This window comes from Alteromonas sp. I10 (assembly GCF_003201515.1).
Lineage (GTDB): Bacteria > Pseudomonadota > Gammaproteobacteria > Enterobacterales > Alteromonadaceae > Alteromonas > Alteromonas macleodii.
In genome coordinates this window covers 198865-222724 of record NZ_QJJN01000009.1, presented here as the reverse complement: position 1 = coordinate 222724, position 23860 = coordinate 198865, and the positions used below count along the sequence as shown (strand labels likewise).

At 46.5% G+C, this 23860-nt stretch carries 21 protein-coding genes; 19 read left to right on the top strand and 2 right to left on the bottom strand.

Features of this window, described 5'->3' with window-relative positions; all coding sequences use genetic code 11:
• Positions 1-179: 179 nt before the first annotated feature.
• Entirely contained in the window at positions 180-1067 is an 888-nt protein-coding gene (locus tag BZA03_RS16865; RefSeq protein WP_039234928.1) for a TraB/GumN family protein, read from the bottom strand.
• Between the two features lie 403 nt (positions 1068-1470).
• Here BZA03_RS16865 and BZA03_RS16860 point away from each other — a divergent pair, with 403 nt between their 5' ends.
• From BZA03_RS16860 to BZA03_RS16850, 3 genes are all read left to right on the top strand, one after another.
• Positions 1471-2436, top strand: a complete 966-nt coding sequence (locus tag BZA03_RS16860; protein WP_110289391.1) for an alpha/beta hydrolase fold domain-containing protein — start codon at positions 1471-1473, stop codon at positions 2434-2436.
• Between the two features lie 261 nt (positions 2437-2697).
• Complete coding sequence (locus tag BZA03_RS16855; protein WP_110289390.1) at positions 2698-4911, top strand: TonB-dependent siderophore receptor; 2214 nt, start codon at positions 2698-2700, stop codon at positions 4909-4911.
• 91 nt (positions 4912-5002) lie between these two features.
• Positions 5003-5683, top strand: coding sequence for a Fe2+-dependent dioxygenase (locus BZA03_RS16850; protein ID WP_014951030.1), 681 nt, complete (start codon positions 5003-5005; stop codon positions 5681-5683).
• Positions 5684-5739: 56 nt separating this feature from the next.
• Here BZA03_RS16850 and BZA03_RS16845 read toward each other — a convergent pair whose 3' ends face one another.
• The gene (locus BZA03_RS16845; protein ID WP_110289389.1) at positions 5740-6837 is read right to left on the bottom strand and encodes an alpha-hydroxy acid oxidase; all 1098 of its coding nucleotides are present in this window, start codon (positions 6835-6837) and stop codon (positions 5740-5742) included.
• A gap of 372 nt (positions 6838-7209) precedes the next feature.
• Here BZA03_RS16845 and BZA03_RS16840 point away from each other — a divergent pair, with 372 nt between their 5' ends.
• From BZA03_RS16840 to BZA03_RS16765, 16 genes are all read left to right on the top strand, one after another.
• The gene (locus BZA03_RS16840) at positions 7210-9501 is read left to right on the top strand and encodes a FepA family TonB-dependent siderophore receptor (RefSeq protein ID WP_110289388.1); all 2292 of its coding nucleotides are present in this window, start codon (positions 7210-7212) and stop codon (positions 9499-9501) included.
• Between the two features lie 102 nt (positions 9502-9603).
• Complete coding sequence (locus BZA03_RS16835; protein ID WP_039234921.1) at positions 9604-10380, top strand: DUF3450 family protein; 777 nt, start codon at positions 9604-9606, stop codon at positions 10378-10380.
• The gene (locus BZA03_RS16830; protein ID WP_110289387.1) at positions 10377-11753 is read left to right on the top strand and encodes a MotA/TolQ/ExbB proton channel family protein; all 1377 of its coding nucleotides are present in this window, start codon (positions 10377-10379) and stop codon (positions 11751-11753) included. The genes BZA03_RS16835 and BZA03_RS16830 overlap by 4 nt, the downstream gene beginning before the upstream one ends.
• Positions 11753-12139 carry a MotA/TolQ/ExbB proton channel family protein gene (locus BZA03_RS16825; protein WP_014951025.1) on the top strand — a complete coding sequence of 129 codons (387 nt, stop codon included), beginning with the start codon at positions 11753-11755 and terminating at the stop codon, positions 12137-12139. The genes BZA03_RS16830 and BZA03_RS16825 overlap by 1 nt, the downstream gene beginning before the upstream one ends.
• 2 nt (positions 12140-12141) lie before the next feature.
• On the top strand, positions 12142-12549 hold the full coding sequence (locus BZA03_RS16820) for a biopolymer transporter ExbD (RefSeq protein ID WP_014951024.1): 408 nt from the start codon (positions 12142-12144) through the stop codon (positions 12547-12549).
• A gap of 18 nt (positions 12550-12567) precedes the next feature.
• Positions 12568-13188, top strand: a complete 621-nt coding sequence (locus tag BZA03_RS16815; protein ID WP_014977608.1) for an energy transducer TonB — start codon at positions 12568-12570, stop codon at positions 13186-13188.
• Between the two features lie 76 nt (positions 13189-13264).
• Entirely contained in the window at positions 13265-14638 is a 1374-nt protein-coding gene (locus BZA03_RS16810; RefSeq protein WP_110289386.1) for a tetratricopeptide repeat protein, read from the top strand.
• Positions 14635-14937 (top strand): hypothetical protein, encoded by a 303-nt coding sequence (locus BZA03_RS16805; protein WP_110289385.1) that lies wholly within the window; start codon positions 14635-14637, stop codon positions 14935-14937. Before BZA03_RS16810 ends, BZA03_RS16805 begins: the two co-directional genes overlap by 4 nt.
• 1 nt (position 14938) lies before the next feature.
• On the top strand, positions 14939-16555 hold the full coding sequence (locus tag BZA03_RS16800) for a PepSY domain-containing protein (RefSeq protein ID WP_258364661.1): 1617 nt from the start codon (positions 14939-14941) through the stop codon (positions 16553-16555).
• Complete coding sequence (locus tag BZA03_RS16795) at positions 16552-16902, top strand: DUF3325 domain-containing protein (protein ID WP_039234912.1); 351 nt, start codon at positions 16552-16554, stop codon at positions 16900-16902. Before BZA03_RS16800 ends, BZA03_RS16795 begins: the two co-directional genes overlap by 4 nt.
• A gap of 144 nt (positions 16903-17046) precedes the next feature.
• On the top strand, positions 17047-17646 hold the full coding sequence (locus BZA03_RS16790; RefSeq protein ID WP_039227019.1) for a PepSY-associated TM helix domain-containing protein: 600 nt from the start codon (positions 17047-17049) through the stop codon (positions 17644-17646).
• A gap of 46 nt (positions 17647-17692) precedes the next feature.
• Positions 17693-18223 carry a DUF2271 domain-containing protein gene (locus BZA03_RS16785; RefSeq protein WP_014977604.1) on the top strand — a complete coding sequence of 177 codons (531 nt, stop codon included), beginning with the start codon at positions 17693-17695 and terminating at the stop codon, positions 18221-18223.
• Positions 18224-18278: 55 nt separating this feature from the next.
• Positions 18279-19112, top strand: coding sequence for a DUF4198 domain-containing protein (locus BZA03_RS16780; protein WP_110289383.1), 834 nt, complete (start codon positions 18279-18281; stop codon positions 19110-19112).
• Positions 19113-19224: 112 nt separating this feature from the next.
• Positions 19225-20622, top strand: a complete 1398-nt coding sequence (locus tag BZA03_RS16775) for a flavodoxin domain-containing protein (RefSeq protein WP_110289382.1) — start codon at positions 19225-19227, stop codon at positions 20620-20622.
• Between the two features lie 370 nt (positions 20623-20992).
• On the top strand, positions 20993-22684 hold the full coding sequence (locus BZA03_RS16770) for a carbon starvation protein A (RefSeq protein WP_014951015.1): 1692 nt from the start codon (positions 20993-20995) through the stop codon (positions 22682-22684).
• A 271-nt stretch (positions 22685-22955) separates the two neighbouring features.
• On the top strand, positions 22956-23860 hold a 905-nt coding region (locus tag BZA03_RS16765; RefSeq protein ID WP_258364660.1), incomplete at its 3' end, for an SO_0444 family Cu/Zn efflux transporter.

The following is a 23860-nucleotide window of genomic DNA, read 5'->3' as shown; positions in this document are numbered from 1 at the left end:
TCGTACAGTAGGTGCTGGTGTTGTATCTAAGATCCTAGACTAATCTAGACTTAGCAACACAAGCCAAAAAAAGCGCACTTAGGTGCGCTTTTTTTTTGCCTGCGATTTCCCTCTGTAATAGGCATAAAAAAGCTAGGGCTATGCCTAGCTTTGATATTTAGGTCGGTAGCAACAAGGGGTTACATTTGCTCGACTTTGTAGCCTTTCGCTTTTAATAAGGCGATAACACTGTCATCGCCAACTAGGTGTCCAGCACCGACTAAGACAAATTCTTGGTCATCGTCGCCAAACATGGCTTCGATTTGAGGTAGCCAGTTTTGGTTGCGCTTAGTAAAAACATCGTCGTACGAAGCGGGAGATTCACGTTTGAATGTGTCTACCACCAGTTCATCGATTTTCTGAGTATTCCCTTCTCTCCATGCTTTTATGGTGCTTTTAAGCATGTCTTTTAGCTCTGGTAGCGTTTCCAAAGTTTCAGAAATGAGGCGGTCTTCTTCACCGGCTCCCATATTGGCAAGCATACTGATTTGAAAATCTAACGATTCCAGATATTCACTGGCTTTTCCGTCGCGAGCAGCTAACTGCATGAAGTAGGCATCTACACCTTGTCCAGCTAACTGAGAGCGTTGTGCTTCCATAGCTACCAGCATTGATGCAACCATGCCTGGCTTAAATTGCGCTAATTGATCGGCTGTTGCGCCAAAGTTGGCTAAATAAACATTGAGAGCCTGATAGGTCTCTTCTGATACATCATCTTTAAGCGACTTACCGTCTTTGTAAGCTAGCCCAGCCATCATTTTTTGCTGACCTTCAATATCCGTTGGGGCAGGCATTTTTACTTCAAAAACTAATGTGTCACTTTTTTCATAGGTTTCAGTGAACGTAGCGGGCAATGGAAATTCAGAGATTGGCAGAATATGTATTGTACCACCTACATAAACTGCATCATCGCCTTTCGACACTTTCCAAACCGAGGTCTGGTCGTGCTCTACATTTCCTGCAAAGGCTGTTGCCGAAATAGCGAAACTTGCCGCCATTGCCCATTTACGAAGGGGTATTCTTTTCATTGTATATATCCTTATTAACTATTCTACCAAGATGTCTTAGAGTGTATTGGCTACATGCAGCTTAATTCTTCCTGTCTGCCCCCAAAACACACTGCGCTCGACTAGTATTTCCAATCATATCAGATGCACAACCAAGTAAGGACTGATCTTCAATACAGATTTTATTACTCTTTGTTGTGTCACCTTGATGTAGAACCAATATACCTGTGGTAACACGCCGCGGTCGCGAACATTTTAACTCTGCTGAGTGAGTAATTATCTGTGCGGACTGGTATAAACTATATGTTGAAGCTTCGGGCGAGTTAATACGTTACGCTATGCACTCCATATTCGGTGTAGGCTGGTAGGATTCATACATTCTTGGCACCAACTCGCTGCTATTAACTTTAACACTTCAAAAATAATGTCAAAACCTAACGAACCAAAAACACAGACCGTTAGTGATGCTCTTAAGCATGCTATCGAAAAATTTCCGACGACACCTATCGCAGAGGTTAAGGCAACGGTACCTCAAGATGCTGCTAGTTGGCGGGAGCTCGTGCAGCAACGAAATGCGCAGCAAAAGAAAAAAATAAAGAACATGCGCAAACAATTAGGTGTCAGTGTGGAGTTACTGGAAATAGCCGGCGTAACAGTTCGTAAGCTCACGCCGAAAGAGGTGTCACCGCATTTTGAAAACCATGTTTATATAGACGTGCATGGGGGCGCATATGTATTTTTTGGTGGCTTACCGAGTATTGAAGAAGGCTTATTGATTGCATCACGGTTAGGAATAACCGTATTGAGTGTAGATTACGCTATGCCGCCAAATTCCCCAGCACCTGCCGCGCTTTGTGATTTAAAAGCTGTATACCTAGCGCTTTTAGATAGCGTTGAGAGTCGTCGCATACTCGTTGGAGGGACATCCGCAGGCGCCGGGCTGGTTCTTGCACTTGTACAGTCACTGGCCGCCGAGAGTATTAGCCTTCCTTGCGCTATCTATACAGGCACACCATGGGTAGACTTAACGCAGGCAGGGGATAGTCGACAAGTTAATGAAGGTGCTGATCGTGTGCTGGTTACCTACGAAGGACTACTACAATCTACGGCAGCGCTTTACGCTGGAACAATCGACTTATCACACTCTAGTGTTTCGCCTATTTATGGTGACTTTACTTCGTTTCCGCCTGTTTTCATCGTGGCAGGAACACGCGATCTATTTTTAAGTGATGCAGTCCGTCTGCATAGGAAAATTCGCGATTTCAACGGTACGAGTCAACTTGAGATTGTGGAAGGGCTGTCTCATGCGGAATACCTCATCGCCCATGAAACTCCAGAGTCTTATATGACTTATGATGAATTACGGGCATTTTTCTTACAGCATCTCTAGCTCAATTCTACAAAACCATACTGTTACAAAACACCTTTAGCCAATGAAAAAGAAAGCCATATAAGCTTGTGCTTATTCTTAATCAACCCGCGTTTTATCAGTTCTGACTGTCAGTTTAGTGTAAATTTGTAAAAGCATATGCAAATAATAATAATTTGCATTTAGTTCAATCTCTCTGTATTTTACTCGGTGCCAAAATTCAACTAGGTACATTTAGGCATTTAATCACACACTTAAAAGCACTAAAGGGACTTCTTTTTCATGAAGAAAATGAATACAAAAAAAAGCGCACTAGCGCTGACAGTCACCGCAGCAATACCATTTGGAACTGCACTCGCTCAACAAGAGAATACCGCAGTTCAAGAGTTAGAAACCACTAAGGTTCAAGCTACCGAAGAAGCGGGTTATAAAGTTGACGAAACCTCTTCAGTAAAGCTAACGCAACCCATCGCGAATACCCCTCGTTCGATCAACGTGATTTCAGAACGCCTTCTTGAAGATCAGGGGATTACCAACTTAAACGATGCGCTTCGAAACGTTGCAGGCGTATCAACGTTTGGTGGTGGTGAAGGTGGTGGCGGTGTCGTGTCTGCCAGCGACAAGGTCACCATTCGTGGTTTTGATGCACGCTCAAATATCTATGTAGACGGTATTCGCGATATAGCTGGTTACAGCCGCGATACTTTCAACTACGAAGCTGTAGAAGTTATCAAGGGCGGAAGCGGCTCGTTAGACGGTCGCTCTACCGGTGGTGGTAGCGTTAACCTGGCAACTAAGCGTGCGCGACTTGAGGATTTTGGTGCAGTGTCAGGTCGCTATGACTCTTTCGAAAACGCACGTGTAACACTGGATTACAATAAGAAGCTTTCTGAGAATGTTGCGGGCCGTTTAAACCTGTTATACAGCGATGGCGGTGACTTCTTTGACAATGGCGTTGAGGAATACCAAACCACTGGTGTGGCGGGCTCATTACTTTATAAAGTGAATGAAGCAACAGACATAAACCTTGATGTATTTGTGATGGAGCAGGATAACGTTCCGGTGCTTGGTCTTCCCTTCCTAACTTCAGCGGCTGCAGAAGCTACAGGTCAGCCCGAAGGACCGATAGATTCGGGTTTATGGGACGAATATTACAGTGTGCCGGGCCGCGACTTCGAAGAAGTGTCGACACAAATGTACACCTTAGTTATCAATCACAAAGTAAACGACGTGGTAACGCTTCGTAGCCAAACCCGTTTTGGTAGCAACGAAAAAGAGTCAGTAATTGGTCGTCCGTGGTGGAATTCAGGTGAAGAAGCTAACCTATTGAATGCTGAGCGCTTGCAAGCATTGGACGAAGAGACTGATTTATTTGTATCACAACTAGACGCAATTCTTTCGCTTGAATCTGGGGCTTTGAAGCATCGAGTAGTGCTGGGTGCAGAAGTAGCAGAAGAAGAGCGTACCAGTTTTGGTGTGACAGCAAATTACACCTATGTCGATGGGCAAGGCAATGTGTTGGAAGCTCCCACCATTAACCCTTTCGACTTGCAAAACAACGTGTTTGTAACAGGTGGTACAACGCATAGCGGCAATGACACTTCGGGTGATGCGAGCACGGTAGCCTTATATCTTCTAGATACCATCAAAGTCGGTGAGCACCTTCAAGTAGACATAAACGCGCGTTATGACGATTTTGATATCTCCGGTTCTGCGTGTGGTCGACGTAGCGGTTGTTTCGATGGGCTCGACGCTCAAGACAGCTACTTTAGCTACGGTGCAGCGGTGAGCTATATGCCTACAGAGAACGGTAATATTTACCTAAGTCACAGTAATTCTAAGCAGCCGCCCGGCGTAGCGTTAGCGCTATCAACCAACGCCGCGCAAAATGCGGTAAGGCCTGAAAATGCAGTAACCACTGAACTTGGTGTGAAATGGCAGTTCTTTAACGACCAGCTACTTGTTAGCGGTGCTGTGTTTGAAACTACGAAAGACGTGGTCGATTCACAAAATATTGAAGACGGTGTCACAGTGTATTCGCTAGCGGGTGAGCAAGAGTCTCAAGGCTATGAAGTCAGCGTTACAGGTATGCTAACGGACTCACTATCAATCTCTGCAAACTATGCGAGTTTAGATACTGAAGTTACCCAGGACACGACAGCGGATTCTATCGGTAACGGTCTACAAGCGTCGCCAGATGATACGGCTAACATTTGGGTTAACTATGCTGCAATGGATAACAAACTGAATGTGGGCGGTGGTATCTATTACAACTCTGGTGAAACCTACTGGCGCAGAAATACGGCTTATTTCACGGTCGATTCTTACACTACGCTTTTCCTAATGGCATCTTATCAAGTGACAGAGGATCTAAAGCTCCAGTTAAACGTTGATAACTTAACAGATGAAGAGTACGTGGTAGATTACAGCGCTAAAGGGCACTTCCGTCCAGGGAACCCTCGAAGTGTAGCTGTCTTTGCTAACTATACTTTCTAATTGAGTATTCGTTATTATAAAACCAGCCTTAGGTAAAAAGACCTCTGGCTGGTTTTTTATATTTTACTCGCTTTGCCACAATGGGAACATCATGCTGGTTAGAATTGAGAACTTCCTTACCAAACAAGAAGTCACCGATGCGGTGTCGCTTCTTGAGAAAGCCGATTGGGTTGATGGCGCTGTAACAGCGGGGCATTTAGCGTTACATGCCAAGAAAAACCTGCAGTTGCCTGAAGATTCTCCCACGGCACGTCAGCTCGGAGATTTCATTTTGAGCTTGATGGGTCAGTCGCAGCATATTCTTGCAGCAGGATTACCAAACAAGATATACCCTCCTATGTTCAACTGCTATCAGAGTGAAGGAGAGTTTGGCGATCATATCGACAATACCATTAGGCGAGTGGCAGGAACCGCTGTAAAGGTTCGTACAGATATCTCAATGACGGTTTTTCTCAGTGAGCCCGAAGAATATGAAGGGGGAGAACTCGTAATCCAAGATACCTATGGAGAACAACGTGTAAAGTTCGCTGCGGGCGATATGGTGATGTATCCCTCGACCAGCTTACATAGAGTGACGCCAGTTACAAAAGGCCGTCGACTCGCGTCCTTTTTTTGGATGCAGAGTTTAGTAAGAAGTGCTGAACAACGCCGTATTCTGTACGACTTAGATATGAGTATTCAGGCACTTAGCGCCGAGACGCCTAATAACGCTGAAATTGTCAGGCTTTCGGGTGTGTATCACAATCTGTTAAGACAGTGGAGTGAAACCTAAGCTTATAAACTTGCAAGTAGTGCGTGTTTGCGCGGTGAAATTTTCTAAGAAACTATCTAATCTTTGGGCCATAAACAGTGCTCATTTATTTCTCCTATGGTGCCTACGCCGCAAAGCGCCATTGTCATTTCAAGCTCGTCTCTCAACAATCGAATAGTGTGAGCAACACCCAATGCTCCCGCCGTGGCTAATCCGTACATCAGAGGCCGACCAATAAGCACGGCGTTAGCACCCAGTGCAATGAGCTTTACCACATCAGCGCCTCTGCGCACACCGCTGTCGGCCAGTACCATCATTTCATCACCAACCGTTTGGCGAATAATAGGAAGCATTTCTACCGGTGAAGGCACGCTGTCCAAAGCACGGCCGCCGTGATTCGACACTACAATACCCGCTACGCCAAGTTCCGCTGCTTTTTGAGCGTCCAGTGGATTAAGAATACCTTTCAACACAATGGGCAATGACGTGTGTTGCTGGATAAAAGCAATATCGTCCCATGTAGGAGCCTGTGCCATAAGCCCTTGAAATACCACGCTCTTGCCTTCTCTGGGGTGCACTAAGGGAGGAGGCGTATCTATATTGACCGCGCGCACATTTGGAGGGAGCGAAAATTCAGCTCTCTGCTCACGGTTTCGCAAGCCGTTAATTGGCGCATCGATGGTGATTACCAATGCTGAAAACTGAAAGTGCTCTGCTTTTTGTATGAGTTCTAGAGTTTGTGAACGGGTAGGTTGAACATAGAGTTGAAACCAGCGGGGGCTTTCCACCTGATTAGATATATCTTCAAAGGAGCAACTGGCTAGTGTGCTCATCACCCATAAGCCGCCTTGAGCTTGTGTTGCCATCGCCGTCGCAATCTCACCATCGGGATGCGCTAACGCTTGATAAGCAACAGGCCCTGAAATTATAGGGTGTTCAAACTGCTGCCCTAACAAGGTGGTTTTAGTTCCCCCCAGTTTGACATCTTTCAAAGCGCGGGGAAGTAAACACAGGTCGTCTAATTTTTCTCGATTTCTTCGCATCGACAATTCATCTGCAGAGCCACCGGCAATATATGCCCACGATTGTGGGGTTAGTCGCTCCCGAGCCAGGTTCTCGTAATCAGACAGTGCTGCAAGGGTTTTAGGAATTGTATTTAGCGGTGTTTTAAGCATATTCGTCAGTTTTATGTAAAGAAAGTAAAAAGCCTTTCAATATTAATTAAATTGCAAATGATAATAATTGTCATTAAGATGCAGTGCGATTTGAGCACGATTAGCCACTTCTTGCAAATAAGAAGAGAAATAAAGCGATGAAAATTCCCTATGACAGACAGGGGATGCAAGTTTCTACGGATAGTCTCACTTTTGGGCATTCTTTCTTGGAATAACAATAATCACACCAATTGCCCTAACTCAAATAGTTAGTGCTTTGCTCATGTTTGGCGTTAGAGCCATTTATGAAGTTATGCCGCGCGTAACAAGACACAACATTTTGAAATGGCGAGCCACTGGCTGGCCAACACTCAACACATTAAGGATTATCAAATGCCTGTAAATGGTAAGCGCATTATTTTGTTAGGAACCCTGTTTCCCATGTTGTCAGCGGGTGTGCTGGCGCAAAGCGAAGAGATAGAAACGCTCGACACCACCGTTGTGCAATCTGCGTCTGAAGAGCTGAAGCAAGCCCAAGGCGTGTCTATCATTACGGAAGAAGATTTCAAACGTCGTCCTGTCACTAACGATATTGCTGAAATTGTAAGAACCATGCCGGGTATCAACCTTACAGGTAACTCAAGCTCAGGACAGTATGGCAACAAACGTCAAATCGACATTCGCGGAATGGGTCCAGAAAATACGCTTATTTTAATTGACGGCAAGCCAGTGTTGTCGCGTAACTCTGTAAAAATGGGCCGTTCAGGCGAGCGAAACACACAGGGCGACAGCAACTGGGTTCCAGCTGAAGCGATTGAGAGCATTGAAGTTATTCGTGGTCCAGCAGCGGCTCGCTATGGCTCTGGCGCATCAGGTGGTGTTATCAATATTATCACTAAGTCTCCTGATGAAGCTTCTACCTCTATCACCGCTCAGACCGAGCTTTCTTCAAATAAATACGAAGGCGACAACCGTCGTTTTAACCTAGTAACAAGTGCGCCTTTATCTGAGCGTTTCTCTCACCGCACTATTGTTAACTACAACGAACAGGACGCTGACGACCCACGCGTAAATTTAGACGCAACAGACGTAACAACGGGCCGCGGCGGTACAGCAAAAGCGGTAGGTGCAGGACGTGAAGGTGTTGAAAACATCGACGTGCGTACTCTTGTTCGATTCGACCAAGATGAAATTAATCGCTGGGACTTTGAAGCAGCCTATAGCCGCCAAGGCAACCGCTATGCCGGTGACAATGCATTTCAAGGCATAAGCTACCCCGTTGATGAAAACGGCAACGTCATCATACCTGAACCTGAAGACCTGGCAGAAACTGATGCTCAGAGCCTAATTGGTGAAGAAACACTAGTAATGCACCGTCGTACGTTCGGCGTAACACACAACGGCGAATATGACTTCGGCGACTCATTTAGCTACATCCAATACGAAAGCACGTCTAACAGCCGTTTAGGTGAAGGTGCGGCCGGTGGAACTGAAGGGCGTATTAATAGCCTTGAAATGACCACCATCAAGTTAGAGAACATTACGGCAAAGACCGAGTGGAATGTGCCTTTAACGTTAGGCGGCTTCAATCAAACCGCAACGTTTGGTGCGGAATACCGCAAAGAGACCCTAGACGATTCAGTTAGCAATCAGCTTTCTCTGAACGTGGTTGATGACGGCACTATTCCTGGTGTAGAGACTGACCCAGAAAATCGTCCATCTGAAACCGACGCCACGCTTGTAGGTGTGTATGTTGAAGACAACATCATGCTAACGGATTCAATCACGCTTACGCCTGGACTGCGTTTTGATGATCACAGCAAAGCGGGTACAAACCTTAGCCCGAGCTTGAATGCATCATGGCAGGCATCGCCTAATATTGTGGTTCAAGGTGGTATTAGCCGTGCTTTTAAAGCACCAAATCTCTATCAATTAAACCCTAACTACGTGTACTACACACGAGGTAATGGTTGCCCAGTTGACTTCTCTAACCTAGGTGGCGGGTGTCACATTCTAGGAAACCCTGACCTAGAGCACGAAACCTCAGTAAACAAAGAAATTGGTGTTAACTACACCAACGAAGAGGGTTTGAACGCGGGTATTACTTACTTCCACAACGACTATAAAGACAAAATTGGCACCGGTAATGTACCGCCAGAGTATGTGTTACCTGGCGAAGAAGGTGGCGAGGCCAACGTTCAGGTATTCCAGTGGTTTAACGTTCCTGAAGCGGTTATTTCTGGCCTTGAAGGTAACTTGTTGTTCCCTGTAACCAGCACTATTGAGTGGTCGACCAACTTTACCGTGATGCTTGAGTCAGAGGATAAATCTACTGGCCAGCCATTATCTATCGTTCCTGACTACACAGTGAACTCGCTAATAAGCTGGCAAGCCACCGATGCACTTGAGCTTGTGCTTAGCGCTCAACACTACGGTGAGACAGAAAGCCCTACGGCCAGCGTTAATTCGGGCGCCGTTATCGAAGCTGATGATCGCGAAGCCTATACCATCACCAACATTAACGCCATTTACGCGTTCGACGAAAACTTAAGCTTCAACGTGTCGGTTAAGAACTTGTTTAACGAAAGCGTTAAGCGTGAAGGTACACAAGCATCTAACGCAGGGGCGAATACTTTCAATGAACCAGAAAGAAGCTTCTTGTTGTCTGCTACTTACCAGTTCTAATACTTAGCAAGCAGTAACAAGACATTAAAAATGCCGGCCTCGATAGCGATATCGACGTGCCGGCAATCTCATTAATTCAGCCAAGAGATGTAAGGGATTTGAATGAAAGTTAAAAGAAGTGCAGCGCTTTCTTTTGTACTGGTATCACTTGCCGTGGCCTCATCAGGTATTGTGATGGCAGCAACAAAAGCCAGCGATATCGACGGGCTCACTGAAAAGTGGATTAGCATTGAGCGCCAGACGCAAAAGCTAGAAAACGAGTGGCGTGAATCAGAGCCTGCATTGCGTCAGCGTATTCAACTGCTTAAAGCTGAACGTACTCAGCTGCAGAGTATGATTGACGAAAGTAAGGCTGCAACCACCGACGTAGAAGCCCAGCGAGAAGCACTGCTTTCTGAGCAAAGTGAGCTTGAAGCACAACAGGGTGGGGTAGAGCGTGCATTGACTGGAGTAATAGGGCAAGTAGACAGCCTTTACTCGTCGCTGCCTGAAATTATTCGCCAGACGTGGGATAAAGAGCAAGCCGAATTAGCGGCTGACGCCGACACGTCAAATAAGCTTCAGGTTACCCTTGCAAAACTTTCATCCCTTGCGCAATTCAATAGCAAACTTCTGGTAAACGAAACCGTAATGCGTGCTCCCGATGACAAAGATGTATTAGTTAAGCAGTTCTTTGTTGGCAGCAGCTATGCGTGGTTTACCAACGCCGATGGTCAATATCAGGGGGCCGGTCGCGTTAAAAATGGCGAGTGGCAGTGGCAATTCAGTGACAATGTAGATAGCGAATCGGTGGCCCTTGCCGTCGCTATTTTTGAGAAAAAGCATGAACCTGATTTTGTTTCTTTACCACTTACACTGGCTAAAGGAGAAGGCGAATGAAATGCTTATCTCACGTTCTCACAGCATTTAATCCAATGTTGAGATCCTCTCTCATCGCAGCATGTGTTGCTTTGTGTGCTGCTGTGGTTTGTGTACCGGCAGTGGCAGCGCCTGAAGATAGCATGCTGGCCAATATTAAAGACGCGAAAGCGCGTCTGGATCGCACCGAAAGCAAAATTAGTAAAGAGCGGGTAGCGCTGGCTAATGAATTGCGTGCGCTTGAACAGCAGGTAATGAAACTGCGCAATGAAACCACGGTAGCCCGCCGTAAAATGGACGAAAGAACCCTTAGTCTTTCACAGTTAGAAAATCGCCTATCGAGCTGGAGCGAGCAACAAGAGTTCCAACAAAATTTGTTGAGCCGTTTCCTGCTTCAAACTGGTGTAGACAGTCTGTCATTAAGCGAAATGAGCTTGTCTGACAAAGTCCAGAAAGTGGGTGAAAAAGCGAAAGAGTTTGCCAATCAACAAACCCCTAATTTCAGTGCAGGAAAGGTTGTACTGGCGAATGGCGAAGTGACCCAAGCAAAAGTGCTTACTCTTGGCCCGGTGACGTGGTATCTGGCGCAAGCACAAAACGTTGCGGGTACGGCAGAGCGTAAGCAAGACCTGTTTACCTCTACGTCCACTTTTTCAGATACGGATACCGAAAGCCTTGCAAGCTTGGCAAGCAGCGGCAATGGCAGCATTAAAATAGATCCTACCCTTGGCCGCGCAGCAACGCGCGAGCAAGCGTCAGAAGGAGTAATTGAACATGTTGTGAAAGGCGGAGTGTGGGTGATCCCTATCGTTTTGTTTGCCCTTCTCGCTACGCTTATCGCACTGTTTAAAGTTATTCAGCTATGGCGCTTACCGAAGGTTAAGCAAGTAGCATCAGGCAAAGCTCTGGTGAACATGGTGGGCAGTTCAGGTGTGGGCTTCTTTGATGGCATGCAGCGCGAACTGTATGACATAACTAAGCGTGCAAGCACGCCAACTGAACGCGACGATGAACTGTTTTCTGCACTCCAGCAAGACAAAATCAAGCTAGAAAAATACAACGGCACGATTGCTGTAACTGCTGCCGTTGCACCCTTGCTAGGTCTTCTAGGTACGGTAAGCGGCATGATTGAAACCTTTAGAATGATGACGGCATTTGGCTCAAGCGACCCCGAAGTTATTTCTGGCGGGATCGCTAAAGCCTTGGTTACGACAGAGTTAGGCTTAGTTGTGGCCATACCGGCATTAATTCTAAATGCCGTACTCTCTCGCAAAGCGCGACATTACTACGAAGAGCTCGAAAGTTTCGCGCTTGTACTTAGCAATGACGAGCCTAACGTTGCTGAGAAAAGCGACCAAAAGAGTGATGGTCAAAAGCAAGCGAGCGCAAGCTAATGATTGAACAGCTAGCGGGGAATGCATTGTGTTGGTTAATGCTGCTGGTGGCATGGTTTGCTTACCAGCAAATCTTTGTGTTGTTTACTACACGCAAAGAGATAGCCCAAGTGCGTGATGGAGAGAAAGAGCTTACAAAGCGAGAAATGGTACCTGCCGTACTGGTTAGTGCTCTTCCCTTGATGGGCCTGCTAGGAACAATTGCAGGCCTACAAGTGAGTTTCACCGGAATGATGTCGTTAGGTGTCGATAGTCAAGTCGTCACTGGTGGCATTGCCGATGCACTTTTTACCACTCAGCTTGGCTTAACCTTGGCTATTCCTGGCTGGCTTTTGTTGATGTTTGTTAATGGTGCGGTAAAGCGCGCCGTAGCAAGGGAGGCGTAAACATGGCAAGTCGATTACAGCGACGCCTTGAAAACCAGCAAGCGCAAGGCATTGATATGTCTCCGCTACTAGACGTGGTTTTTATACTTTTAATTTTCTTTATCGTTTCAACAGTGTTTGTAAAAGAGACTGGGGTAGAGGTAGATAAACCACAGGCAATATCAGCACAAAAGCTCGATCAAATGGCCATTATGCTGGCAATTACCCGAACCGGTGAAGTGGTGTATGACAGTGCCAATATCGGTGTGAGCGGTGTGCGCTCTACCGTTGAGCAATTGTTGATGAAAGAACAACGCCCAGTAGTCATTCAGGTAGATAAAGCCGTTCGCTCTGAATTACTGGTAGAAGTCATAGATGAAGCCAAACTGGCGGGTGCCGACACGGTAAATATCGCCACTTTGAAGCCATAGCGAACAAGGCAAAATTCAATGAAATACAATCTTCAACCTTCTCTACTTAGCGGTGCGGTGCTCGTTAGTGCGCTTGGCGTTATGTGGCTAGGGCACTTTTTGTCTAATCTGCAGCCCGACACTATGGTTGTGCGCAAGTTAGACATTGCGGTAACACCTCCACCGCCGCCGCCCCCTAAAACGCAAAATGTAGTGGAAGAGACTGAACTTGTTATGCAGGTAGAGGGCAGTGGCGCAGCCATGACCATGGCGGATTTAAGTGTTGAGCCAGATATTCAAGTGCCAAAGCCCGACATGCCAAATGTCAAAGTGACCCAAACCCAATGGGATATGCCTGATATTGAATTGGACGCCTTTGGGCTAAGCGAACTGGATTCAAAGCCTACCTTGCTGACTCCGGTCAAAATACGTTTCCCCAAGCGACTTAAAAAGCAAGGTATCAAGCGGGTGATTGTAAAGCTCGACGTCATTATTGACGAACACGGCAACGTAAAGCTGATGGATATTGTCGAGAACCCGCATCACGAGCTCAATAAAGAAATAATGCGTTTTGTTAAAGCCAGCAAATTTACATCGCCCTACAAAGAGGATGAAGCGGTGAAGGCGCGTTTTATTTGGCCCGTAGTTATAGAGGCCTAATAGAAGCCTATTAAAGGCCTGGTTTAGCGCAATAAAGCGAAATAGAAGCTAAAGAATTTAGAGGTTGATTGAGACAATGTTAAACAAGATTACAGCCGTAACTGTCCTCAGCTGTGTAGTGAGCGCGCTGGCTTTTGTTAAGCCAGTAAGTGCGAAAATAACGGTGGAATTGGAAGAACCCGATTGGCAGTTTGTCATGCGTCAGCATCATAGAGATGATCATCGTGAACGTATATCCCGTGACGAAGGTGAGTTTATCGGGCGCATTCAGGCCGACTTGCAAGCAGGCAATTATTCAAACGTTGCCAGCGCATTTGCAACCCAGGATATTTCTCAATTTAGTCCACGCTTGCGTGAGCTTTACGGACAAGTGCTATTGAATGAGAAAAACTACTCACTTGCCGAAAAAGTGCTGTTGGACGTTATCGATGCTATGCCAAACCTTCCATCGGCGCACAGAAGTTTGAGCATGGCGTATTTAATGACAGATAAATTGGCCAAAGCACGCACTCATTTAACTAAAAGCGTAGAGCTAGGTATTCAAGATGCCCAACTTTTCGGGCAGCTAGCCTATACCAATGTTCAGCTTGGCAAACCTGTCACCGCTATTGGTGCTTATCAAAATGCGTTAATGCTCGAACCTGAAAACAAGCAATGGTATCAAGGCTTATTGTTCGCGCTTATTGAAAGTAATGCACTTGCACAGGCGGAAAGCTTGCTAAGCGAAATGTTGGTAGATGATGAAAGTAATCAGCAGCTTTGGCTCCAACGGGGACAAATAGCGTTAAAGCAGGGTGACATGGTAAAGGCGCTGAGCAGCTTAGAGACTGCCCTTTCTTTAGGTGACCGCTCGCTGTCGAACTTGATTTCAGTGGCTAAATTGCACGTATCTGACGGCAGTCCGCGGCGCGCAGCAGACATACTGGCTACCCATGCGAAGACTTTCATTACCGACAAAGATGGGGAAGGCTTCGACGCTTACTCCAAAATAGCGGCTTACTTAGCGGCTAATGAGCAGTGGTCTGATTTAGGTAAATTAACGCAAGCTGCTGACAACAATGTGAAAAAGCTCACGACCACTCAAGCAGCTACGCTTAATGTACTTAAAGCTCAGTTGGCTATGGGCAAAGGGCAAAGCAAAACGGCAATTTCCCTTTTGACCAAAGCCATTGCTGACGCCCCTGACAATGGAGAGGCGCTGTTGTCTCTTGCTTCACTTTATCGTCAACAGAACAACGTCGAACGTGCCAAAATGACCTATCTACGAGCTGAGTCACTCGCCGACGTTAAACAGCGCGCCATGCTCGGGCGTGCGCAAATTGCCATAGATCAGCGTCAGTACCAAGATGCACTTACGCTTTTACGACAAGTCTATAAATCGTACCCATCCCGTTCTGATTTACTTGGCAACATCCAGTCACTAGAAAACCTAGTGAAGAACACAATATGAAAAGCCAAACGGTAAACCGCGTCGCCATAAATCGTGAACGATTGGATGTCGCACTTAGAACGCTGATTGCTGTGGCACTGGGCTACGCTTTTTCAGCGTGGCTAAGCAGTGCTATTGCCAATTTTATAGGGGCTGACGGACGAGAACACGAAGTGCTGGTAAGAATGCTGTTCTTTTGTGTTTACTGCACCTTCATTCTTTTTACGTTCATCTTCGATACGGCCAAAAAGGCGACCATCGTAATGACGACGCTCTCGGCGTTAGCTTTGTGTCTCTATTCAATCAGTACAGGGCTTTAGCATGAAAGGGAATGTCAGAAGGTCTATGACGTGGCTCCATACCTGGAGCTCGATACTTGTTGGTTGGTTACTCTTCGCGATTTTTTTTACCGGTACGCTGTCGTTTTTTAGAACCGAAATAACCTATTGGATGCAGCCAGAACAACACGCCGCAGTACCCAGCGAAAAGGCGCTAGAGCACGGTTTACGTTATCTTGCGATCAATGCGCCCAATGCAAGTGAATGGCAGCTTTCACTACCAGATGCGCGCTCGAACACCCTCGACTTGTCGTGGCGCGACGCTAATGCAGGTAACGAGCGTCGTCGAGGTCCACGGGTCATGTTGAACCCGTCCACGGGTGAAGAGATAAAAGTAAGGGAAACGGCCGGTGGCAACTTCCTTTATCGTTTTCATTTCGAGTTATACGGTATCGACAGAACCATTGGACGCTGGATAGTAGGCGTAGTCAGTATGATGATGTTTGTTGCTATTATCAGCGGCGTCATCATGCACAGAAAAATCTTTGCCGATTTCTTTATGTTCAGGCCAAAGAAGAAGCTGCTGAGCTGGATAGATGGGCACGCCATAAGTGCGGTATTAGCACTCCCATTTCATATCATGATCACCTTTTCTGGTTTGATTCTATTAGGCGCCACGCTATTGCCTTTTAACAGCGAGGAGCGCGTGCGGCACCGTCCTCAAGGTACAGAAGTACGCCAGAATGCGCAGCAGCAAAATCTAGCTTCGCCAGACATTAATGCCTTATTGGCCTTACCCATCTCTTCGATGATTGCTCACGCTGAGCGCACATGGCAGGTGCCGGTTGAAAGCCTATCTATTACTCACCCGGGTAAAGCTAACGCTCAGTTTACGCTAAGTGGGAACAACAGAACGCAGTTAAGTGCGGGGCGTGGAGGAAGTAGTGCGCTGGTATTTAACGCACAAGGCGAAGTCATTAACGAGCGCCCAGCCTCAGTAGCCGCTAACGCCAGCCAGGCGACGTATAACTATTTGGATATGCTACATCAAGCGCGCTTCGCCGATACCCTCACTCGCTGGTTACTATATTTTGCCGGTATTCTGGGTACCATTATGGTGGGAACGGGCTCTGTTTTGTGGGTAGTGAAACGAGCAAAGCAGCAGCTTGGAGAGTTTGGTTTTGAATTGGTCAGAGGCAGTAATATAGGCAGCATTGCAGGATTAATGTGTGCGACCGGTGGCTACTTTTGGGTAAATAGACTACTTCCTGCTGATCTAACGTCTCGAAGCTTATGGGAAATTAAGGTTTTTTTCGCAATATGGCTGGTGTGTGTGGTTGCAGGGTTTATTTGGCGAGACAAAAAAGGGTGGGTAATTCAACTTGGCTTTGCAGCAGTGTTGTTTGCGCTTGTCCCTTTGCTTGACCACCTCACCTCAGCAACAGGCTTAGATTTCGCGGTTGCAAATGGTGATAGCCTGAGAGTGGGTTTTGACCTTATGTGCATAACACTTGCGGCAGTACTTGGCTATGCTGCTTACCACGTCACAAAAGCCAAAGCCGTGAAAGCAAAACGGGTAAACAGCGCACCTTCACCAAAGCGAAAAGACACAGCTCGCCAAAATAAGCCGCAAGGTGACAACAGCGAGGCATTAATATGAGTGTCATTCTGGATGTGGTGTTCGCATTTGTGCTTACTTATTTGAGTTTCTTACTACTCTCGCTTGGCAACAAGAAGCATGCCGGTATCACTCGACTAACCAGTACACCTTCACCACTACTTTTAATTGTGCTTCATAGTTTGGCGTATTTGCTTATGGCAATAAGCCTCATGAACTGCATAGACGTGTGGAAGACCGAAATTGGCGTGGTGGTATGGATAGGGCTTTTACAGCTTGCAAGCGTGATGGTTTCAGCAACGTTTACCTATTTACCTACCCTTTACACCGTGGTGTGTAATTACCTATTGCTTGTCGCTTTTTGGGGGCCTCGTTTACGCGAAAAGTGAAGCAATACTTAAAGGTTGTTGAGCAAAAAATACAATAATGAGAATAAATCTCATTTACATTGAAAAGGGTGGAAATATCTGTATTATCTAGCCCGTTGAATTAATCAATATCACCGAGTAGTACAGAGAGTTAGCAACGAAATTATGAGTTTTTCTTTAGGCGGCATCCGCCAATGGCACTGGATTAGTGGCGCAGTCTGTCTGGTCGGGATGATGTTATTTGCCCTAACGGGGATTACGCTAAATCACGCTGCAGACATTCCAGCGAACAGAACTGTAACGTCAGCTGAATCAAGCCTACCACCGTTGGTTGTCGAACAATTGGTTTCTCTGGACACCGGTGACATAGCCATTCCAAGCGAACTCGTCGCGTTTATGCAGTCGCAAGAGGGCATTTCACTACCTTCATCGGTGACGGGAGAGTGGGATGGTATTGAATTTTATGCTGCGTGGCCTGGACCCGGTGCTGACAGTTGGATAGCAGTAGATGCTGAACTTGGCACAGTGACTTATGAAAACGTTGATAGAGGATGGATATCTTATTTCAATGACCTGCATAAAGGGCGGAACACGGGAAATGCCTGGCGCTGGTTTATCGATATCTTCGCTGTTGCCTGCATTATTTTTAGCGTAACTGGGCTGCAACTATTAATGCGTCACTCGAAAACGCGCGCGTCTACTTGGCCCATTACTACGCTCGGTGTGCTCATCCCGTTTGTCATTATTTTACTGTTTGTGCACTAGCGCGATGCTAGTGGCACTTACCTACACAATTTTAAGGAGTGTTTACATGAAAATGCGAAAAGGCGCAGTTATCGCATCGACTTTATTAAGTATGACATTTGCCTCTGGCGCTATTCACGCTGCAAGCCAAGCCAAACTTGACGTGGCCTTACCGCAACTTGATGTGGCTGAATATCACAAACCTTATCTTGCCGTGTGGATTGAAGACAGTAAACGCAAGGCTACTCAAGTCGCCGTATGGTACGACGTTGAAATGCGTGAAGACAAGGGGAAAGAGTGGCTTAAAGACTTGCGCCAATGGTGGCGTCGTGGTGGGCGAAGCCTTGATTTGCCTTATGACGGACTTACCAGTGCAACAAAAGGCCCAGGCGATTACAGCCTTGATTCGCAGTTAAATAAAGCGTTAGCAGAACTGCCAGAGGGCGATTACACGCTTCGCGTTGAGGCATCACGAGAAGTAGGCGGAAGAGAAGTACTGTCTCTGCCATTTTCATTACCGCTATCTGCTGCGTCACTACCGGTAGAGGTGAAAGGAAATTCAGAACTTGGGCGTGTAGTACTGCGTCTGGAAGACTAATCTGCTGAGGCGCTAATTCAACGCTCACTCAGTAGAGATCCAATAAGAGGACATTATGAAAAAACTATCAGTAAAAGCTTCAGCCATTGCGCTAGCAGCAACACTTGCCGTGTCATTTTCAGCCAGTGCGCATCGCGCGTGGTTACTTCCAAGCTCTACCGTACTATCAGGTGAAGAAGCTTACGTGACGTTTGATGCTGCTATTTCAAATACTATTTTTCACCCTGACCACTTCGCAATGAACGCCAGTAACTTAGTGGTTCAATCGCCAGAGGGTGAAGCCGTAGACGTAGAAAATATGGCACGCGGTAAGTACCGAACCACGTTCGATTTGAAATTAAACAAAGAAGGTACATACAAACTGACGTCTGCCAGCAATGGTATTCGCGCATTTTGGCGAGATGAAGAAGGCAAGCGCAAGATGTGGCCGGGCCGTGGTGAAGAATATAAGCCGGAAGAGTTCGCAACAGCCGTGCCTAAGAAAGCAAAAGATCTTCGCGTAATGCAAAGCTCTCGCCGCGTAGAAACGTTTGTTACTCTTGGTGCGCCATCGAACAAGGTGTTCAAGCCTGATAACGTGGGTTTGGAGCTAGTGCCAGTGACTCACCCTAATGATTTATTCGCCACCGAAACGGCAACGTTCAAGTTACTTATTGACGGTGAGGCTGCGGTTGGCGCCGAGGTGGAAGTTGTGCGCGGTGGTATGCGCTACAGAAATGATCAGGAAACGATTAAAGTCACGTCTGACAAAAATGGTCAGATTGAAATTACATGGCCGCAAGCCGGTATGTACTTTGTAGAAATTGGCTATGAAGACGATAAAGCGCAAAAGCCTGCAACGTCTCGTAACGGTAGCTACTCAGGCACATTTGAAGTACTTCCGCTGTAATAACCGCACGTTATTGCGCAGCTAGGGGCTGTAAACGTTCTTTGAATACTCACAGAGCAACAGCCTCTTAAGTTTCTAGCTATTTCAATACAACGGTATAAAAGTTAAGCACATGACAGAAACACACCGTCTACTCATAGCAATAGTAAGCATTGGCCTGTATATGCTGTGGGTAGCGGTGTTATTTTTTAAACATCGAAAGCAATACAACTATGCGGTATCAGGCGAGGAGACCCTTGTCGTATACGCAAGCCAAACCGGTACGGCTGAAAAAATTGCCCGCGCAAAGGCTGCGGCGCTATCACAGCAAGAGCAAACGTCGGTAGTGTCCATGGCATCTTTGAAACTCAATACGTTAAGTAGTGTGTCGAAAGTCATTTTTGTTGTGAGTACCTACGGTGAAGGCGAGCCCCCTGATGCGGGTAGAACCTTTAGTAAAGCGCTAAAAAAAGCGTCGTCGAATCAATCTGATTACCTTTCCCATCTGTCTTTTGAAGTGGTGGGATTAGGCGATAAGCAATACGCCGCGTTTTGCCAATTCGCAGTCACGTTGTTTGATAATATCAGTGCACTAGGCGCACGTGCGCTTTCTCCGCTAACGACATTAGATTCAGGGAAAGGTGAGCATTTGTCTTTGCTTGGTTCGTTGCCACAGGATGAACAGCACCCCACCCATGCTTTCACACTGAAAAATCGGGTTCAATTAAATGAAATAAGTCTAGCTTCTGGCGAGGCTTCAAAGGAACCCTCTGACCACTCTGAGGGCAAACCTTCAAACCCAGCGTCGCCAGGCCTGTTCGGCTTGTCTTTGAACGTTGACCATTCTAATCATACACAAGAGTTACATGAACAATGGGAAGCGGGAGACGTGTTGGAAGTCCTTATTCCTCAGCAAGGGCAGTCACCGATTGTAAGCCGAAGCTACACCATTGCGTCGGTACCACAAGAACACGACGTAAAGCTTGTAGTTCGACAGCTGGTTAAAGACAACGGCCAACTTGGGCTAGGTTCTGGATTACTTACCCGTTCTTTACCTGTATCTCAGCCAGTACAGGCCTACATTCGAAAAAATACCAGCGCAATTATTACTAATACTCAGTGCCCATTGTTATTAATTGCTGCGGGTAGCGGCATTGCGGGGGTACGAGCTCAGCTTGCAAAACGCGCATTGCTTGAGAACGCTGGGCCAGTTTGGATATTTTTTGGCGAACGTCATCCCATGCAAGATGATGTGCTTGATAAAACGCTATCGCCTTTCCAGAATAGTGACTGTATTTTTAAAAAGTCAGTGATTTTCTCCCGACAGAAAGGTGGTGGTTATGTTCAACAGCGTCTTGTTGAGCAGCGAGATGAGGTCAAATCCTTCTTAGGCGATACCGGACAAGTATACGTATGTGGGCATTTTGAGGGAATGGGCCAAGGCGTTGACATGGCTTTGCAGTCCATACTTGAAGCGCAAGCCTACAATGCGTTAGCTGACGAAGGACGTTATCACCGCGACCTTTACTAATGTGGAGAACAGCAGGCAACTAATGTCTGTTTTACGCTTTCCTGTTTCACCGCTGAATCATCGCTAATAAACCTCAAAAGCCTTACAGCTAAATCCTAAACTTTGAGTTAGACTTTAGTCTAATGTGTCAGGCCCTTGCCTTGTCGCATGTTTAAATATGCGCAACAGTACGTTGGGCATACCTTAAATAGGTGTTTTCTTATTCAGGTATGACCTTTCGCCACCGATAATTGGTGTAATGTTTGAACTGAAAATAAGAAAATCAACAGGCTAGGGGCTGCTGACCTTTGTTGTACGTTTAAACCAAAATTCGTACACCAAAGAACAATAGGCCCTAGGGCCTGTCGATAAAACAAATTAGGACGACAGTATGCAGTCTATTGCCATTGTTATACTGGGCATCATCGGAATGTTGCTCGGTTGGTTCGTATATTCGAAGTTTATTGCGAGCCGTATATTTAAATTGGATGATAGTTTTGTAACACCAGCCCATACAATGAAAGATGGGGTGGACTATGTTCCCACCAATAAAGTTGTATTGTGGGGGCACCATTTCACTTCCGTGGCGGGGGCAGCACCCATTGTAGGCCCAGCGATTGCTGTCTACTGGGGATGGGTTCCTGCGGTACTTTGGGTTGTGTTCGGTACGATATTATTTGCCGGTGTGCACGATATGGGCGCCTTATGGGCCAGCGCACGCCACAAAGGCAAATCAATGGGCGCGCTGTCTGAGACCGTCATCGGAAAACGCTCTCGTTCACTATTTATGATAGTGATCTTCCTAGTACTCTTAATGGTTAACGCGGTATTTGGCGTGGTTATCGCGAACTCTTTTGTCTCCCAACCCAATGCGGTATTCCCAGCTTGGATGGCAATCGCAGTTGCATTAGTCATAGGTCAATTGCTTAAACGTAATTTCAGCCTCATACCCTTGTGTATTGTGGGGATTATTGTGCTTTACGCATCGGTGTATGCGGGTAGCTATATCCCACTAAGTCTACCGGAAACCATGTTTGGTTTAGCAGATAAAGCAAACTGGATCATTATCTTATTTATTTACGCCGCTATTGCATCGCTGTTACCAGTTTGGATGCTGTTACAGCCTCGTGATTTCATTAACGGTATGCAGTTACTTGTTGGCTTGTTCCTGCTTTATGGTGCAGTGTTCTTTGCTATGCCGGATATCACGGCGCCAGCGTTTAACGCTCAAACCGCTGTCGATTCTCCAAGTCTTATCCCGCTGTTGTTCGTTACTATAGCGTGTGGCGCTGTTTCTGGTTTCCACGGTATTGTGTCTTCAGGTACCAGCTCTAAGCAGCTAGACAAAGAGACCGATGCACGCTTTGTTGGTTACCTAGGCGCGGTCGGTGAAGGTTCACTGGCACTTATTACCATTGTCGCTGTGAGCGGCGTTGCGTTTGCAGCTTCTCCAGAAGAATGGCACGAAGTATACAGCCATTTGGGTGCGGGTAGCGTGGGTGCATTTATCACTGGTGGTGCGAACCTAATTCAGCAGGGTTGGGGGTTGCCGGTAGATTTCTCGTCAACGATCCTTGCAGTAATGGTTGTTCTATTTGCTGGCACCACCATGGATTCGGGCGTGCGTCTGCAGCGCTACATAATCCAAGAATGGGGCGATATCTATTCAATTGGTGCACTTAAGAACGGCGTGGTTGCAACGCTCGTAGCTGTTGGATGTTGTTTATTGCTGGCCTTCGGTGCAGGTGGTGCGTCAGGCAGTGGCGGTATGATTATTTGGCCGTTATTCGGTTCTACTAACCAGATACTAGCCAGTTTAACCCTGTTAGTAATCTCGGTTATGCTGATTAAATTAGGTCGACCAGCGAAATATACGCTGATTCCAATGGTGTTTGTACTGATTATGGCCTTCTTTGCTGGGCTTATTAAACTTAAAGAATACTACGTTGAAGGAAACTATCTATTGGTGTTCTTAGACGCAGTAGTACTTATTGTGTCTGTGCTTGTTATGCTTGAAGCTTTTTCTGTGGTGTCAAAACTCAAAAAGGAATCGAAGCTTAAAAAAGAACAAGCCAACGGATAAGTCACTAGCGACAAAAACTTTCATGGTTGACCTCGTGGTTTAAAATTACACTTTCGAGACAGTCAACATTCGGCCAGTGCATTTGTACTGGCCATTTTTCTTTCCTTTAAAAGCAAAACGCACTCGCATAAATCAGGTTAATCAGTTTTGCTGATTTTCTGTCATACAGCATATCTGTTATTATACTTACCGTTCTAAAACACCGTTATTTTTGTTGTCAAAAGCCGCGTTCTTCAACGTGATCTTTCAACAAAATAACCTGTGAGGCTTTGTGTCAGATATCATTTTACTTGGACAAAATTTCCTATCACTTTTCGTTGAATCCGCGCCTTGGTTACTTCTCGGTTTGCTGGTGGCGGGTATCATGCACGAATTGGTACCCGTTTCGTTTTTGGAAAAGCACATGGGCAGCTCATCGTTTGGCTCAATTACAAAGGCCGCGGTTATTGGTGCGCCTTTACCTCTGTGCTCTTGCGGCGTTATCCCAGCGGCACTTGGGCTTAGGCGTAGCGGTGCATCTAAATCTTCCACTATCTCGTTTTTAGTGTCTACGCCCGAGACTGGCGTAGACAGTGTTTCTGTGTCCTACGCATTGCTTGGACCGTTGTATGCCATTGTTAGACCCATCGCGGCCATTACAAGCGCTATTTATGCTGGATTGATGGTGCGTTTTTTCGCAGAAGCAGAAGAGGCTCAACAACGACAATCTGACGTGACGCAGTCATCGTGCTGTGGTTCAAAGCAAGCACCTAAACCAGAGCCGCAAATACAGGCCAGCACGTCCTGTTGTGCAAGCGAAAAAACACATGCTCATAACCACGAAAGCGCAGACAAGCCTAAACACGAGTCTTCGCCTTCGAAAATCACAAGCGTGCTTTCATATGCCAGTGGCAAGTTACTTGAAGACATTGTGATATGGTTATTAATTGGATTAGCACTTGCCGCGGCAATTAAAACGTGGGTACCCACCGACTTTTTAACGCAATGGGGTGATGGCGTGGTCGCCATGCTAGTGATGGCGCTAATCGGCATTCCTATGTACATATGTGCTACAGCATCAACGCCACTCGCGGTTGGGTTTCTTGCGGCGGGGCTATCGCCCGGTGCTGTTTTAGTGTTTTTAATGGGGGGGGCCCCCCCCCAAACTACAAAAATGGGGAAGAATAAAAAAAAAAA